Raw genomic sequence first — 15545 nt, forward strand, 5'->3', positions numbered from 1 at the left:
GGAAAGCCGCCATGCTGGTCGTCATCCCCCAGGTCCTCAACGCCGAACAGGTCGGCGCGGTGCGCGAACGGCTGGAACAGGCGGGCGATGCCTGGGTCGATGGCCGCGTCACGGCCGGCTACTCGGGCGCGCCGGTCAAGTTCAACCAGCAGATCGACGAACGCTCGGACGTGGCGCTGGAATGCCAGCGCCTGATCCTGGGCATGCTCGAGCGCAACCCGCGATTCATCAGCGCCGCGCTGCCCAATATCGTCTACCCGCCGATGTTCAACCGCTACAGCGAGGGCATGACCTTCGGCGCCCATGTGGACGGCAGCGTACGCATCCACCCGCACGACGGGCGCAAGCTGCGCACCGACATCTCGGCCACGCTGTTCCTGTCGCCGCGCGACAGCTACGACGGCGGCGAGCTGCAGGTGCAGGACACCTACGGCATGCACTCGGTCAAGCTCGAAGCCGGCGACATGGTGGTCTACCCGGCCACCAGCCTGCACCAGGTCACGCCGATCACGCGCGGCACGCGCGTGGCCAGCTTCTTCTGGATCCAGAGCCTGGTGCGCGACGACACGCAGCGCGCGCTGCTGTTCGACATGGACAACGCCATCCAGCGCCTGAACCAGACCGGCGCCGATGAAGATGCGCGCCGGACCCTGGTGGGCTGCTACCACAACCTGTTGAGGCAGTGGAGCGAGACCTGAGCCGGTTAGTGCCATAACGGAAAGAAAAAAAGGCCGGGCGGTGTGTAACCGCCCGGCCTTTTTGCTGGCTGCCGATTTCCGTACTGACTTACATCCGGTAGCGGATCGTCGCCATGACGCTGCGGGGCGCGCCCGGCATGTTCAGGTTCGGGTTGGTGCCGTGCGCCGAGACGATGTAGCTCTTGTCGAACAGGTTGTACAGGTTCAGCTGGGCCTCGAAGGCACCGCGGCGATACCAGGCCATCATGTCGGCCGTGACATAGCCGGGCAGCGTCACTGTATTGGCCGGGTCGGCGTAACGCGCGCCCACCATGTTCAGGCCGGCGCCCACGCCAAAGCCATAGCCCAGGCTCTTGGTCAGCCAGACGTTGCCCGAATGCCTGGGCGTGATCGTGGCGCGCTTGCCCTGGAAGGCCGCCGTCGACTTGGTCACTTCAGCGTCCAGGTAGGCGTAGCCGGCCAGGAAGCGCCAGCCGCCGCCCAGCTCGGCCGCGCCCGAGAGTTCCACGCCATCGGTGCGCTGCTCGCCGATCGGGATCAGTGCCGTGCCGGCGGCGTTGGCGACCTTGATATTGGTGCGTTCCAGGCGGAACACCGACACCGTGGCGCTGGCCTTGCCATCCAGGAAGTCGTACTTGGCCCCGACTTCCGTGTTGCTGGTCGTTTCGGGCGCGAGTTGCGTGTTGTTGGCCGCGAGCGCGAAGGCTTCGCCCGACGGCTGGAACGACTTGCTCCACGACACGTAGTAGGACTGCGCCTTCGTCGGCTGCCAGACCAGGCCGGCACGCGGACTCCACGCATTGTCGGTGCGCGACAGATTGGGCTGGCCGGCAATGTTCTGCCGCGTCTCCTGCTCGAAGCGGTCGTAGCGCACGCCCAGCAACGCCTTCCATTGCTCGCTGAGAGTCAGCATGTCCTGCGTGTAGAACGCCAGGGTATTGAACTCGCCAAGGTTGTTGGTAGCCGGCGTGCCCGGCGCCAGGCGCGCCAGCGTGGGCAGCACCGGATTGAACAGGTTGAAGTTCGCTACCCTCCCGTCCGCACCGAGCACCGGCTTGGTGTTGTTGACCTGGTTCTTGTTCTGCTGGCCGATCTCCATGCCGTACAGCAGCTCATGCTGCATGCCGAAGAAACTGGCCTTCTGCGTCAGGTCGGTCTGGTTGAACCAGCCATGCTCCTCGCGGCCGACATTGCCGTGGTTCATGGTGAAGGTCTGCGCCGCCTCGTTGACGGAGTTGGTCAGCGTATTGTTGCGGTCCAGCGAATAGTGGTAATAGCGTGTGGCATTGCGGATCGACCAGCTGTCGTTGAAGCGATGGTTGATCGTGGCCGTGCCCGAGTACACGCGGGACTGCGAGTAGTCGGCGTCGCGCGCGTTGGCCGCGCCGTAGTAGCGCGAGGCCGGCACGTCGACCGGGCGGCCCTTGTAGGCCGGGATGCCGAAGTCGGTCACGCGACGGTCTTCGAGATAGTCGGCCTGCAGCAGCACGGTGGTCTCGGGTGCGATCCGCAGTTCGAGCGACGGCGCGATCGCCTTGCGATCGAGGAACTGCTGCGAGCGGTAGCTGTTGGCCTTCTCCACCGCGCCCGTCACGCGGAATGCGGCGGCGCCATCGGCGAACACGCGGCCGACGTCGGCCTCGGCGCGGCGGTCGGCCCACATGCCGTAGCTCAGCGCGAAGTCGGTCACGTCGATGCCCGGCTTCTTGGTCACGCGGTTGATCAGGCCGCCCGACGAGCCACGGCCATAGAGCACGGCGGCCGGTCCCTTGATGACTTCGACGCGGTCCACGTTGGACAGGTCACGGAAATAGAGCGCATCGTCGCGGATGCCGTCGACGAACTGGTCGGCAATCGCGGTGAAACCGCGGATCGACACCTGGTCGCGCTGGCCATCGCCCGTTGAGAACGACACGCCCGGCACGTTCTTCAGGGCGTCCTGCATCGAGTTGGCATGCTGGTCGCGCATGACATCGGCCGTGACCACGTTGACCGTCTGCGGTACGTCGCGCAGCGGCGCCTCGGTCTTGGTGGCGCTGACTGTCTTCGCGGGGTTGTAGCCCGTCCCCAGGTCCTGGCTGGCATCGGCCCTGACCGTGACCTCGGGAAGGCTCTGCTGCGATGCGGCAGCTGCGGCACCGGCCTCCTGGGCATGGACAATGCCGGCCAGCATTGGCTGGCAGGCGAATACCGTCAGAACGGCGCGGTGTACTGGATGCAGTTTAAGGCTCATTTCCCTGTAATTTTTTGTAATGCGGCGACTAAAATGCGACGCATTATCATTTACAGGGAACGCAAGGTCAAATTTGCGGCGAAATATCCTCCTCGGCTTTGTTGTTAAAGAGTCACTCAGATCACATTTTTGATCCCCGTCAGACGCCTGCCCGTGCCCGGCGATTACCCGAACTGTTCCGCCAGCGCATCGCGCGCGGCCGCGATGAAATCCGGCTCGCCGCGCCGGCCAGGCAACAGGAAGAACTCCGCTTCGGGCAACGCCGGCAGGCCCAGCCGCCGCTGGCTTGCGGCATCGAGCGGCGCCACGCCGGGGCCGATCGCCGACGCGTTCAGGCACGAAAGGCCCAGCCCCGCAGCCAGCGCCAGGTGCAAACCCGCGACGCCCGAAGCGGAGTGCGCGATCTCGAACGGCCGATGCTTGCGCACCAGCAGCTTCACCACGAACTGGTGCAGCGAGCACGAGTCGGGCAGCAGCACAAGCGGCAGCGTCGGCGGCAAGTTGCCGGCCTCGCCCTGCGCCGTCACCCACGACAGCAGCTCGCGCCGCAGCAACGTCCCGCGCCGTGCCGCTGCCTGGCCGCGCGTGCCCACGATGCGCATGCTCAGGCCGACATCGAACGCGTCCATGTCCGCCGTGGCGTCGATCACGGCGCTCTTCATCACCGTGACGTGCAGGCGCAGCAGCGGATGGCGTTCGCGCAGGCGGCGCAGCATGCCGGCGATCTCGGCGGGCCGGAAGTAATCGGTCACCGCGAGCCGCAGCTCGCCCTCCAGCACGCGGCCGCGCAACTCCTGCAGCGCCATGTCGTTGAGCGCCAGGATGCGCCGCGCATGCTCGAGCAGACGCATTCCCGCGGGCGTCGGCACCGCGCCTTTGCGCCCGCGCGTGAGCAACGGCAGGCCGGCGCGCTCCTCGAGCTTGCGCAATTGCTCGCTGACGGAGGACTGCGACAGGAACAGCCGGGGCGCGGCTGCGGACAGGCTGCCGCTATCGGCCACCGTGACGAAGGTGCGCAACTGGTCGGTGTCGAATCCGCGCATGGTGATCCCCTGATTCCTGATGAACACATTGATTCGGAGAATCCGATGGTTCATATCGGAACTTCCCGCTTTTCCGATGGTACACCGGCACCTACCATGACATCACCAACGCAATCAGACAGGAGCCAGCCATGCCCCACATCAACCTGCAGATCTCCGGCCAGCCCGACGCCGCCCTCACCCGCCGCAGCGCCGCGGCAGTGGCCGAACTCACGCAGCGCGTGCTCGGCAAGAAGCCCGATGTCATCGCCATCGCGGTCCAGTATGTGCCGCGCGAACAGTGGATCATCGGCGGCGAGCCGCTGTCCGAAAGCGGGCGCAATGCCTTCCATCTGGATATCAGCGTGACCGATGAAACCAATACCAAGGCGGAGAAGGCTGCGTACCTGAAAGCCGTGTTCGAGGCACTGTCCGAGCTGATCGGCAACGTGCATCCGGTCTCGTATATCCACGTGATCGATGCACGTGCCGCGGCTTATGGATATGGCGGGCTGACGCAGGAGTATCGGCATCAGCATGGGTGAAGATGGCGGGTACCGGTCAGCTACGTACAGGCTGACGGGACAATTTCAGCCTTAATTCCGCTCTCGTGTTCTTGTAGATTGGTGACTTGTTAACTAGTGTGGGCGCAGCAGCCATGCGTACCACCCACCACGAGGGAAAGCCACCATGAAGCATGTCACCCTGCCCGATGGCGAGCGCGTGCCCGCGCTTGGCATGGGAACGTGGAATATGGGCGAACACCCCGCCGCGCGTGCCGAGGAAATCGCTACGCTGCGGCTGGGCCTGGACCTGGGCCTGCGCCTGATCGACACCGCCGAGATGTATGGCGAGGGCCAGTCCGAAGAGATGATCGGCGAAGCCATCGCCGGCCGGCGCGACGAGGTCTTCCTGGTCAGCAAGGTCTACCCGCACAACGCCAGCCGGCGCGGCACCGTGGCCGCGTGCGAACGCAGCCTGCGCCGGCTCGGCACCGACCGCCTCGACCTCTACCTGCTGCACTGGCGCGGCGGCATCGCGCTGGAGGAAACGGTGGAAGCGCTGCGGGGCCTGCAGCGCGATGGCAAGATCCGCCACTATGGCGTGAGCAATCTTGACCTGTCCGATATGGAGGAATTGTGGGAGGTCCCGGGCGGGGACCAGGTTGCGGTCAACCAGCTCCTGTACAACCTGACCCGCCGAGGCATCGAATGGGACCTGCTGCCGTGGCTGCGGGCGCATGGCGTGCCGGTCATGGCCTATTCGCCGATCGAGCAGGCGCGGCTGGTGCGGCACCCGAAGCTCGTGCGCTTCGCGCAGGCCAACGGCATGACGCCGGTTCACGTTGCGCTGGCCTGGCTGCTTGCACGCGACGACATCATCGCCATCCCGAAGACCGGACACCGCGAACGCCTGCGCGAGAACTTCGGCGCGCTGCAGCACCCGCTCGCGCCGGAACAACTTCAGGAACTCGACCGCCTGTTCCCGCCGCCGAAAGGACCCGCGCCGCTGGAAATGCTGTAGGCCCTGGCGGCCTTACTGCGCCCGGGCGATATAGCGCTCGCGCTCCACGTATTTCGTCAGGTAGGCGCGCGCCTTCTCGCGCGTGTCGATGGTGACGCGCTCGGCCGCCTGGCGCGCGCCGGACTTGCCGTGCGAGGACACCATCTGGCCACCGAGATAGGTGCCGAAGGCATCGTGCATCGCCTTCAGTTCACCGTTGCATGCGGCCAGCGCCGAGGACACCACGTCCTTGGTCTGCGCCTTGCCGGACACGCCTTCGTCGGCCTTGTGCTGCACGCAGTCCATATAGCGGGCGCGCAGCGCCTGCCAGCCGTTGTCGGCGTTCGTGCTCGCGCTTGCGCTTGCGCCGGCGGCCTCGCCCGCGTCGGGCGCGGGCGGTTGGGACCCGCAGGCGCCAAGCAGCGCGGCAACCAGCAGGAGGGATAACTTGGGGGCATGGAGGATCGTCTTCATGCGTCGGGACTGTACCGCAGCATGCGCGGCCTTGCCTCGAAAAAGTCGACCATCCGACACAACATTAACAAATGGAAACGACTTCAACGTGTTGCACACGGTCCGCCATTGGCCCGCACGCGGCCGGGCACTATGCTTCAAAGTACACAAACAAGCAGAAGGAGATCCTATGAAGCGCCGCTCATTCCTCCAAACCGGTGCCGGCCTCGTGCTGGGCAGCCTGTCGCTGGCCGCTTGCACCACCACGGGTCCCGATGCGCAAACCGATAAGGCCGCGCGGCGGCGCGAACTGGATTCGGGTGTGGATGCCACGCTCGGCAAGCTGTACGGCAGCGTCAAGGGCTCGCACGACCTGGCCAACAAGGCTCGCGGCATCCTGGTGTTCCCGAAGACGCTGACGGCGGGTTTTGTCGTCGGCGGCGAGTATGGCGATGGCGCGCTGCGCTCGGGCGGCGCCACGCGCGGCTACTACCGCCTGATCGCGGGCTCGGTCGGCTGGCAGATCGGCGCGCAGTCCAAGTCCGTCATCCTGATGTTCCTGACGCAGGACGCCTACGACAAGTTCGTGCGCAGCGAAGGCTGGACCGCCGGCGTGGACGCCACCGTGGCGCTGGCAACGGTAGGCGCCAACGGCGTGCTGGACACCAACACCGCGCAATCTCCGATCGTCGGTTTCGTCATGACCAATGCGGGCCTGATGGCCGGACTGAGCCTGGAAGGCAGCAAGATCACCAAGCTCGATCTGTAGCATGCCACCGCGCGGTGCCGCCGCTTTTTCCGGCGGCACCGCGGCGACCGGATAGAATTCGTCCCTTTGGCCGAATTCCTCCCATGTGGTTCAAGAACCTGCAGCTCCACCGTTTTTCCGCTCCATGGTCACCCGGCGCCGACGAGGTCGAAGCCAGCCTGGCCAAACATGCCTTCTTTCCCGGCACCAGCCTTGAAATGCAGACGCAGGGCTGGGCTTCGCCGCGCGACAACGGCCAGCTGGTCCACGCCGTGGGCCGCCAGATGCTCCTGACGCTGCGCACCGAGAAAAAACTGCTGCCCGCCACCGTGGTCAACCAGGTGACCAAGGCGCGCGCCGCCGAGATCGAGGAGCAGCAAGGCTACAAGCCCGGCCGCAAGCAAATGAAGGAACTGAAGGAGCAGGTCACCGAAGAACTGCTGCCGCGCGCCTTCAGCATCCGCCGCGACACGCGCGTGTGGATCGACCCCGACAATGGCTGGCTGGCCATCGACGCCGCCAGCGCGGCCAAGGCCGACGAAGTGCGTGGCATGCTGTTCAAGGCACTCGACCCGCTGCCGCTCGCGAACCTGCACGTGAACCAGTCGCCCGTGGCAGCCATGACCGACTGGCTGGCCACCGACACCGCGCCCGCCGGCTTCACCGTGGACCAGGAGATCGAACTCCAGTCCGGCGCCGAAAGCAAGGCCACCGTGCGCTACGTGCGTCATCCGCTCGATGCCGAAGACCTGCGCCGCCATATCTCCGGCGGCAAGCGCTGCACGCGCCTGGCCATGACCTGGAACGACCGCGTGTCGTTCGTGCTGACCGATTCGCTCGCGGTCAAGCGCGTGGCGCCGCTGGACGTGATCAAGGAACAAGCCGACCACACCGGCAGCGACGAAGACGAGCGTTTCGACGCCGATTTCACGCTGATGGCGGGAGAACTGGCTGGCATGCTGAGCGACCTGACCGAGGCGCTCGGCGGCGAGCGCAAGGTCTGAGGCCAGCGCCTGCGATCTGAAATCTTTCGACGGCCGCCTTGCGCGGCCGTTTTTCTGCCTAGCCTTGGAATTGCCCGACTGACGCGCCCCCTTTTCGGAGCCGCCCGTGGACAGATCCAAGGCCACCCCTTCCCCCGCTCCCTCCTCGTCCGGCGACGCCGCCCCGGCTGCCAGCCCCTTTGCCTATCCCGCCTTCAGCGTGCTGTGGACGGCCACCGTGCTGTCCAATATCGGCACCTGGATGCACGACGTGGGTGCCGGCTGGCTGATGACCTCGCTGGCGCCGTCGCCGGCCTGGGTGGCGCTGGTACAGACCGCCACGTCGCTGCCGGTGTTCCTGCTGGCCCTGCCGGCCGGCGCGCTCGCCGATATCCTCGACCGGCGCCGCATGCTGCTGGTGGTGCAGGTGGTGATGGCCGCAGTAGCGGCCGGCCTGGGCATCGTCGTACTGCTGGGCGGCGCCACGCCGGCGCTGCTATTGCTGTTCACGTTCGCCATGGGCGTGGGCGCCGCCATCACGGCGCCGGCCTGGCAGGCCATCGTGCCGAGCCTGGTGCCGCGCCAGGCACTGCAGCAGGCAGTGGCGACCAATAGCGTGGGCATCAACATCAGCCGCGCCATCGGGCCCGCGCTGGCGGGCTTCATCATTTCCGGCATCGGCGTAGCCGCGCCGTTCCTGATCAATGCCGCCAGCTTCCTGGCGGTGGTTGCCGCGCTCGCGTGGTGGCACCCGCCGGCCCCGGCCACGCGCCGCCTGCCTGCCGAAGACCTGCTCGGCGCGATGCGCGCCGGCGTGCGCTTTGCGTGGCACAGCCAGGCGCTCAAGGCCACGCTGGCACGCGCTGCCGCATTCTTCCTGTTCGCCAGCGCCTACTGGGCCATGCTGCCATTGATCGCACGCCAGGTATTGGCCGGCGGTGCCCAGCTCTACGGCGCGCTGCTCGGCTGCGTGGGCGTGGGCGCGGTGCTGGGCGCGCTGGGGTTGGGCCGGCTGCGCCAGTGGCTCGGGCCGGACCGCGTGGTGGCGCTCGGCACGCTGGGCACCGTGGTCGCGCTGCTGCTGTTCGCGACGATCCACAACCCGGTTGCGGCAGGCGCCGCGAGCCTGGTGGCGGGCGCCTCGTGGATCGCCGTGCTGACCACGCTGAACGTGTCGGCACAGACCTCGCTGCCGGAATGGGTGCGCGCGCGCGGCCTGTCGATCTTCGTCACGGTGTTCTTCGGCTCGATGAGCGCCGGCAGCATTGTCTGGGGCCAGGCGGCAAGCCGCCTCGGCATCCCTGCCGCGCTGCTGATCGCCAGCGCCGGCGCGTTGCTCGCCATCGCGCTGACGTGGCGCTACAAGCTACAGCAGGGCGATTCGTCACGCCTGGCGCCGTCCATGCACTGGCCGGCCCCGCAAGTAAGCGACGAAGTCGGCCATGACCGCGGCCCGGTGCTGATCACCATCGAGTACCAGGTGCAGCCCGAAAACGCGGCACGCTTCGTCGCCACGCTGGACGAACTGAGCCAGGCGCGCCTGCGCGACGGCGCCTTTTCATGGGGATTGTTCGAGGACGCCGCGCAGCCCGGACGCTATCTGGAGTGCTTCCAGGTCGTGTCCTGGCTGGAGCACCTGCGCCAGCACGAGCGCGTGACGCTGCACGACCGCGACATCCAGGAACGCGTCCTGGCCTTCCACACCGGCGATCAGCCGCCCGTAGTGTCGCACTTCATCGCGCCAGCGGCACCGCCCGAAGCATGAGGCTCAGCCGAGCCAGTTGACCTTGGGGAAGCGGCCGGCAAACCCTGCCGGCATCGGCATCACCTTCTTCTGGTGGTAGTCGAAGAACACGAAGCCGGACTTGGCCATGGCGATCAGCGCGCCGTCCTGCGGGCGCGTGATGCGGAAGATGATGTCGCCGCCGTACTTGTTGAAATCCATCACGCCGACCTCGAACAGCAGCTGGTCGCGCGCGTGCGCTTCATTGCGGTACATGGTGGCCAGGTCCGTGACGATGATGCCGAGGCCCTCGACCTGGTCGCCCTCGCTGCCGAACTCGAAGAGGAAGCGGGCGCGCGCCTCGGAAATCATCGAGATCATCGAATCGTTGGCCAGGTGGTTGGCCGAATTGATATCGGTGACGCGCACGGTCAGGTGGGTCGAATAGCAGAACTGGTCGTCGGGGAGATCGAGCTGAAGACGGGCCATGGCGGCATCGGGCAAAGTGGACAGGAAGCCGCCACCAGGCGTGGCGCAGGATCATTCCATCCCCGCAGGCTGGCGGCGAGGCGCCCATCATAGTCGATCCGGCCGGTTCGGCCAGCAGGCCTCAGGGATTGAGCGGCGGCAGCGCTGCCGGCGTGGCCCGACGCGCGCGGACAGGCCGGTGCGCGGGGGCATATTCCGGCAACAGGCGCGCCAGCTCGCCACCGCTCCATGGCCTCGCGCTGGCACCGGCACCGAACAGACGCCGTTCAAGCTCGCCGACGGCGGCCGCCAGCGCCGCGTTGCCGGTGCCGGCCACCCATTCCGACTGCGCCTTGCCCCACGCTGTGTGCGACCAGACACCGAGCGCGCGATAAGCCGCCACCGCGTCGTTGTCGCGGCAAGCCTGCAGCAGCACCGCGAGCCGCGCCTCGCTGCCGGCCGCCCTGGCGCTGCGCCGTGCCGCGAGCGCCCGGCGCAGGCGTGCCACGCGCGGCCGGGCCCAACGCTGCAGCAGCCACGCCGGCAGCAATACCAGGACGCCGCCGGCCGCCCACAGCCACCGGCGCCATGCGGCACCGCGCTCTCCGGGCAAGGGCGCGGCGTGGGGGCCGGTCGGTGACAGTCCTGCCAGCCCCGGCGCGGAGGCCACGTCCACCTTCACCTCGGGCGCCTCCGATTCGCCGGGCTTGCGCGTGACCGGATCGAACCATTCGACCTTGATCGCGGGCAGCGTATAGGTCCCCGCGTGCTCGAACACATAGGTGATGCGGTCCGTGCGGCTGCCGCCCGCATTGCCGGCGCTGTCCTGCGCGGCATCGCTGAGTTGCGGATCGCCCGCAAACACGCGCACGCCTGATGGCGCCTCCACCTTCGGCGGCCGGATCATCATGGCCTGGGTCTGCGGCGCGAACGTGGTGACAGTGCGCACCAGCGCATCGCCGGCATGGAAATGCGCCTGCGGGCCGCTGACCGGACGGTCGAAGTGCTGCGTGACGATCAGCCGCGCCACCGGCAGCGTGGCTGCGGCTGGCGCGCCGGCGGCGCCCGCAGCGCGAATGGTTGTGGCCGGCAGCGTCACGCTGCCCTGGCGCGGCTTGCCGTCATCACCGGAATAAGTGAACGCGATGGAGACCTGTGGCAACTGGAAATCGCCGCCCTGCTCCGCGGCAAACAGGTAGGTCTTGCGGATGCCGGCATAGCTCGCGCCATTGATGGTCTCGACCGTGTTCTGGCCGCGGTCGTCCGGCATGGTGACGATCGCGCCGGGCACCTGCAGTGTCGGAAAGACCGGTGCGGACAGGAAGAAGTTGGGCGCCAGCACCGTCACCTCGATGCGGATCTGCTGGCCCGGCAGCACGGGCTGCTGCGCCGCCACCTCGACACGCACGAGTGGGTCGGCTGCCAGCGCGAGCGCGCTCGCCTGCCACAGCGCAAGACCGGTGCACCAGATGCCGAGACCCCGGCCCGCGCGCGTCATGGCTGGGCTCCGGCGCCCGGCCGCGCCTGGCTCTGCTGCAACGCGAACTTGCGTTGCAGCAGCTCGGTCGGCGTGGTCTGGATCGCGCGCATCCAGGTCTCGGCGCTTTCCACCGCACCCATCTCGCGCTTCTTGCCTGCGCCCTCGGGTGGCTTGGCATCCCTGTCGTATTTCACTTCGTCGGGCTTGATATCGGGCGGCTCCTCGCCTTCCTTCGGCTTGTCCGCCTTCGCCGCCAGCTTTTCCATGAGCGCCAGGTTGGCCGTGGCCGCGGGCCATTGCGGGCGGCGCTTCAGGGCCTGCCGGTAGCGCGCCGCCGCATCCTTGTACTTGCCCATCCGCGCGAGCGCGTCGCCCTGGTTGAAGTCGCTCTCGGGCGAATCGACCAGCGCGAAGCTCTGCACCGCCCGTGCGTACTGCCCCGTGCGGTACTGCGCCACGCCGCGCCACATGGGATCGTCGAACAGCGCCGCGGCGCCGGAGAAATCGCCACGCTCGAAAGCGCGCCGGCCCTGCTGGTCATGCGTGAGCCACAGGTCGACAAAGCGCCACGCGCGCGGCGCTTCGGCATCGGGCGCCGACGCTTGCGCGCGGAGGTCCTGCTGCGGCGCCGCCAGCGCCACAGCAAGCAGCACGCCCGTGATCCAGCGTACGGTCCAGCCCTTGCGGAACCACAGCACGCCGAGCAGCGCGATCGGGATCGTCAGCCTCCAGCCCTCGTCCTTCCAGCGCGTGTTGTCCGCCGACTGCTTTCGCGCCAGGTGCGATTGCACGTGGCGCTGCACCCAGGCGACGTCGTCGTCGCTATCGGGCGTGAACGTGGCGACCGGCACGCCGGTGTCGTCGCCAAAGCGCTTGAGCGCGGCCATGTCCATGCGTGCGAACACGCGCACGCCGTCCTTCTCGACAAAGCCCTCGGGGCCACTGCGCAGCGGTCCGCCGCGCTCGGTGCCGATCGCCAGCACCACCGGCTGGCTGCGCCCGCTGCCGGCCTGGGCCTTGAACCCTCGCACGGCAGCGGCCTCCACCCCGTCGGTCAGGAACAGGATGGTGCCGGGCACTTCCTCATGCGCAAGCGCCGCGTCGATGGTGCGCAGCGCGAGCGCGGTGTCCTTGCCCGGCGCGGGCATGATGCGGGTCTGCAGCGCATCGACAAAGGTCTGCAGCAGCGTGGCGTCGTCGGTCAGCGGAAGCACCAGGTGCGTGGAGCCGGCGTAGGCCCAGATGGCCGTGCGCCCGCCATCGCGCCGCGCGAGCAGCGCCTTGACCTTGAGCTTGGCGCGCTCGAGCCGCGTAGGCGTTACGTCGATCGCGTCCATGGTCGGCGACAGGTCGATAGCAATCGCCAGCGGTGCCTTGTCGTCGAGGAATGGCGGACGTTCGCGCTCCCACGTGGGACCGGCCAGCGCGATGGCGCCGAGTGCGAGCAGCAGCGCAGTCAGGTGCACGGGACGGATGGCCAGCCGGCGGCGCTCGCCGACCATCAATGCATCCAGCAAATGCGGGGCAATCGCATCACGCCAGCGGCGCCGAACATCGCCGCGGCGGCGCACGGCCCATACCAGCAGTACCGCCGGGACCAGCACCAGCAGCCACCATGGGCGCAGGAAGTGAAAGTCCGCGAGCGCCTGCATCACGGCTCCTGCGCTGCCGGTTCCGGCGCGGCAGGCCGTCGCGGACGCGACAGCCACGCCGACCACACCGCCATGACGAGCTGGTACCACAGCACCACGCCCATCGCGGCACCGAGCGGCCACACGAACAGCTCCCGGTGCGGCCGCCACGACAGCGTCTTGTGGTTGTGCGGCGTGATGCGGTCGAGCGTGGCATAGATGCTTTCGAGTCCCGCCTGGTCGGCGCCGAAGAAATAGCGCCCGCGCGTCCGCGCGGCAATGCGCTGCAGCACGCCAAGATCGACGCGCTGCTCGCCCTCGGCGGACGGATCGCCGATGCCGATCGTATGCACGATCACATGGCGCTCCTTCGCGATCTCCGCGGCGCGTTCGGGCGGCATCTTGCTGGCGGTGTCGTTGCCGTCGGTCAGCACGATCAGCACCTTCTCGGGCGCCTGGCTCTGGTCGAACATCTTGATGCCAAGGCCGATGCCATCGCCAAGCGCCGTGCTGGGGCCCGCTATCCCCGGCAGCAGGTCATGGATCATGGACTGCACGAGCACATGGTCGAGCGTAAACGGCGCCAGCGGGTACGGCGCGTCGCCGAACACGAGCAGGCCGATGCGGTCGCCGGGACGGCGCGTCACGAACCGGCTGACCACGTCGCGCACCGCCTGCACGCGCGGGATCAGTGCGCCGGCCGGGTCGCGGAAATCGCGCGTGTCCATCGACTGCGACAGGTCCAGCGCCAGCAGCAGGTCGCGCGCGGGCTGCACCTTCTCGATGGGCGCCTCCAGGAACTGCGGGCGCGCCAGCGCCGTCACCAGCAGCGCCCACGCGAGCGGCGCCAGGATGCGCTGCAGCCAGTTGCTGCGCGGCACGACCGCTCCCGGCGCCGGCTTCAGCCCCGCCGCGCTCGCGACCTCGCCGAAGAACGGCAGGCGCACCGACGGGCTTTCTTCGCGATACGGCGGCAGCAGCCACCACAGCAGCAAGGGCAGCGGCAGCAGCACGAAGAACCACGGGTATTCAAACTGGTACATGGTGGCCGGCAATCCATTGCTGGCAGGCGGCGGCCGTGACCGCCACCTGGCTGTCGGGCCATTGCGCCAGCACCGCGGCATCGCGGTACTGCGCGTCGTTGACCAGCGTCGCGAGCACCGGCACCGCCGCGCCGGCCTTGCCCGCGTGGGCTTGAAGGAACCTGGCCCACTCGGCGCCCGCCATGCTGGCGACATGCGCGCGCGGCCACGCCGCCAGCGCGGTGCGCTTGAGCAGTTCCGCCATGGCGGCCAGCGCTTGCGCACGTGCCTGCGGCGACACGGCCAGGCCCGCACGCAATCGTGCCAGTTCGGCCAGGGCCTCGCGGCGGTAGCGATTCGCGCGGTAACGGCGCCACCAGCGCCAGGCCGTGGCGGCCAGCAGCGCCAGCACGATCGCGCCCGCCACCGGCCAGCCGATGGTCTGCGGCCGCCACGACGGCGGCGGCGGCTCGACCACTTCGGCCATCTGCCGGAGATCGCCGGCAATCGTCGCGCTATCCGGCGCCGCGGTGCTGTGCGTCAGGTCGCTCACGGCCGCCCTCCCTGCCGGGCGCGCAGCGTGGCCTGGCCTTGCGGCAGCGCCTGGCCAAGCAGGCGGCGCAATTGCAGCGGCGTCTCCTCCGCGGCCGACAGCGGCAGCAGCGGCACGCCGATGGCGCGGTGCCAGCCCAGCAGGTTGCGGCTCTGCGCATCGACGAATTCGGCGATGCCCTTGCGCGTGGAGGCGTGGCCGAATCCCAGCTCGACCTGCAACTCGCCGTCGCTAACGACAAGGTGGCCGGAGTCCGGCAGTTCGAGCAGGAACGGGTCGTAGACCAGCATCGTCAGCAGGTCGTTGCGCGCGCTCATCGACAGCATCAGGTCACGCGTGGCCGCGTCGTGCCCGTCGAAGTCGCTGATGACAATGACCAGGTGGTCATGCCGCGCGAGGCGCGCGGCGCGCTCGAGCGCGGCATTGAGTTGCCCGGCGCCGCGCCGCGCGGGGGCATCGGCACGCAGCGCCTGGTTGTGCCGCGCGATCTCGCCGAGCAGGTGCTCCACAGCCTGCCGGCTGCGGCGCGGCGCGAGCTCGGTGCATTCGCCGTCGCCGAACACCAGGCCGCCGACGCGGTCGCCCTCCGACAGCACGCGCCACGCCGCCAGCGCCGCGGCCTCGGCCGCGACCACGGATTTCATCGCGCAGCGGCTGCCGAAGAACATATTGATGCGCTGGTCCACCAGCAGCAGCACCGGGCGGTCCTTCTCTTCGCTGTACACGCGCACGTGCGGCTTGCCGGTGCGCGCGGTGACGCGCCAGTCCATGCTGCGGATATCGTCGCCGGGCAGGTAGCCGCGCACTTCCTCGAACGTCAGGCCGCGCCCGCGCACCCGGGAGGCATGCCGGCCCGCCAGCACGCTGTGCACGGGCTGGCTCGGCAGGAAATGAAAATCGCGCGCAGCGACTTCGAGCGCCACCAGCGCCGCGGCGTCCACGCTGACACCGGCTTGGGCGTGTGTGGCAGGCCGCTCCCCGGCGGGCACCGGCGAGCGGCCAAGCGAGGCAAGATGGGAACGCATGGC

15 protein-coding genes are annotated in these 15545 nt (G+C 68.4%); 6 read left to right on the top strand and 9 right to left on the bottom strand.

Going from position 1 to position 15545, the window contains the following annotated elements; genetic code table 11:
* The first annotated feature begins 11 nt into the window (after positions 1-11).
* Positions 12-698 (top strand): Fe2+-dependent dioxygenase, encoded by a 687-nt coding sequence (locus tag CupriaWKF_RS14275; RefSeq protein ID WP_276098501.1) that lies wholly within the window; start codon positions 12-14, stop codon positions 696-698.
* Between the two features lie 88 nt (positions 699-786).
* Here CupriaWKF_RS14275 and CupriaWKF_RS14280 read toward each other — a convergent pair whose 3' ends face one another.
* Both CupriaWKF_RS14280 and CupriaWKF_RS14285 read right to left on the bottom strand, forming a co-directional pair.
* On the bottom strand, positions 787-2931 hold the full coding sequence (locus tag CupriaWKF_RS14280) for a TonB-dependent siderophore receptor (protein WP_276098502.1): 2145 nt from the start codon (positions 2929-2931) through the stop codon (positions 787-789).
* A gap of 164 nt (positions 2932-3095) precedes the next feature.
* On the bottom strand, positions 3096-3974 hold the full coding sequence (locus CupriaWKF_RS14285) for a LysR family transcriptional regulator (RefSeq protein WP_276098503.1): 879 nt from the start codon (positions 3972-3974) through the stop codon (positions 3096-3098).
* A 131-nt stretch (positions 3975-4105) separates the two neighbouring features.
* Between CupriaWKF_RS14285 and CupriaWKF_RS14290 the strand changes: the two genes are divergently transcribed.
* Positions 4106-4498 (top strand): 4-oxalocrotonate tautomerase family protein, encoded by a 393-nt coding sequence (locus tag CupriaWKF_RS14290; RefSeq protein ID WP_276098504.1) that lies wholly within the window; start codon positions 4106-4108, stop codon positions 4496-4498.
* 145 nt (positions 4499-4643) lie between these two features.
* On the top strand, positions 4644-5477 hold the full coding sequence (locus CupriaWKF_RS14295; RefSeq protein WP_276098505.1) for an aldo/keto reductase: 834 nt from the start codon (positions 4644-4646) through the stop codon (positions 5475-5477).
* Between the two features lie 12 nt (positions 5478-5489).
* On the opposite strand, the gene CupriaWKF_RS14300 is transcribed toward CupriaWKF_RS14295, so the two are convergent.
* Positions 5490-5930, bottom strand: coding sequence for a hypothetical protein (locus CupriaWKF_RS14300; RefSeq protein WP_276098506.1), 441 nt, complete (start codon positions 5928-5930; stop codon positions 5490-5492).
* A 169-nt stretch (positions 5931-6099) separates the two neighbouring features.
* On the opposite strand from CupriaWKF_RS14300, the gene CupriaWKF_RS14305 reads away from it, so the two are divergent.
* The 3 genes from CupriaWKF_RS14305 (at position 6100) to CupriaWKF_RS14315 (ending at position 9405) form a co-directional block, all read left to right on the top strand.
* Positions 6100-6678: a YSC84-related protein gene (locus CupriaWKF_RS14305; protein WP_276098507.1), complete on the top strand. Its 579-nt coding sequence runs from the start codon at positions 6100-6102 to the stop codon at positions 6676-6678.
* 83 nt (positions 6679-6761) lie between these two features.
* Positions 6762-7661: a recombination-associated protein RdgC gene (locus CupriaWKF_RS14310; RefSeq protein WP_276098508.1), complete on the top strand. Its 900-nt coding sequence runs from the start codon at positions 6762-6764 to the stop codon at positions 7659-7661.
* Between the two features lie 106 nt (positions 7662-7767).
* A complete protein-coding gene (locus tag CupriaWKF_RS14315; RefSeq protein WP_276098509.1) occupies positions 7768-9405 on the top strand; it encodes an MFS transporter in 1638 nt (545 codons plus the stop codon).
* Positions 9406-9408: 3 nt separating this feature from the next.
* Here CupriaWKF_RS14315 and CupriaWKF_RS14320 read toward each other — a convergent pair whose 3' ends face one another.
* The 6 genes from CupriaWKF_RS14320 to CupriaWKF_RS14345 all read right to left on the bottom strand — a co-directional run bounded on the left by CupriaWKF_RS14320 (position 9409) and on the right by CupriaWKF_RS14345 (position 15542).
* Positions 9409-9852 (bottom strand): thioesterase family protein, encoded by a 444-nt coding sequence (locus CupriaWKF_RS14320; RefSeq protein WP_224080864.1) that lies wholly within the window; start codon positions 9850-9852, stop codon positions 9409-9411.
* Between the two features lie 121 nt (positions 9853-9973).
* Positions 9974-11329 (bottom strand): BatD family protein, encoded by a 1356-nt coding sequence (locus tag CupriaWKF_RS14325; protein WP_276098510.1) that lies wholly within the window; start codon positions 11327-11329, stop codon positions 9974-9976.
* A complete protein-coding gene (locus CupriaWKF_RS14330) occupies positions 11326-12963 on the bottom strand; it encodes a VWA domain-containing protein (protein ID WP_276098511.1) in 1638 nt (545 codons plus the stop codon). The genes CupriaWKF_RS14325 and CupriaWKF_RS14330 overlap by 4 nt, the downstream gene beginning before the upstream one ends.
* Positions 12963-13985, bottom strand: coding sequence for a VWA domain-containing protein (locus tag CupriaWKF_RS14335; RefSeq protein WP_276098512.1), 1023 nt, complete (start codon positions 13983-13985; stop codon positions 12963-12965). The genes CupriaWKF_RS14330 and CupriaWKF_RS14335 overlap by 1 nt, the downstream gene beginning before the upstream one ends.
* Complete coding sequence (locus tag CupriaWKF_RS14340; protein ID WP_276098513.1) at positions 13972-14517, bottom strand: DUF4381 domain-containing protein; 546 nt, start codon at positions 14515-14517, stop codon at positions 13972-13974. The genes CupriaWKF_RS14335 and CupriaWKF_RS14340 overlap by 14 nt, the downstream gene beginning before the upstream one ends.
* Entirely contained in the window at positions 14514-15542 is a 1029-nt protein-coding gene (locus CupriaWKF_RS14345) for a DUF58 domain-containing protein (protein ID WP_276098514.1), read from the bottom strand. The genes CupriaWKF_RS14340 and CupriaWKF_RS14345 overlap by 4 nt, the downstream gene beginning before the upstream one ends.
* Positions 15543-15545: the final 3 nt, after the last annotated feature.

Origin of the sequence: Cupriavidus sp. WKF15 (assembly GCF_029278605.1) — a bacterium.
Taxonomy (GTDB): Bacteria; Pseudomonadota; Gammaproteobacteria; order Burkholderiales; family Burkholderiaceae; genus Cupriavidus.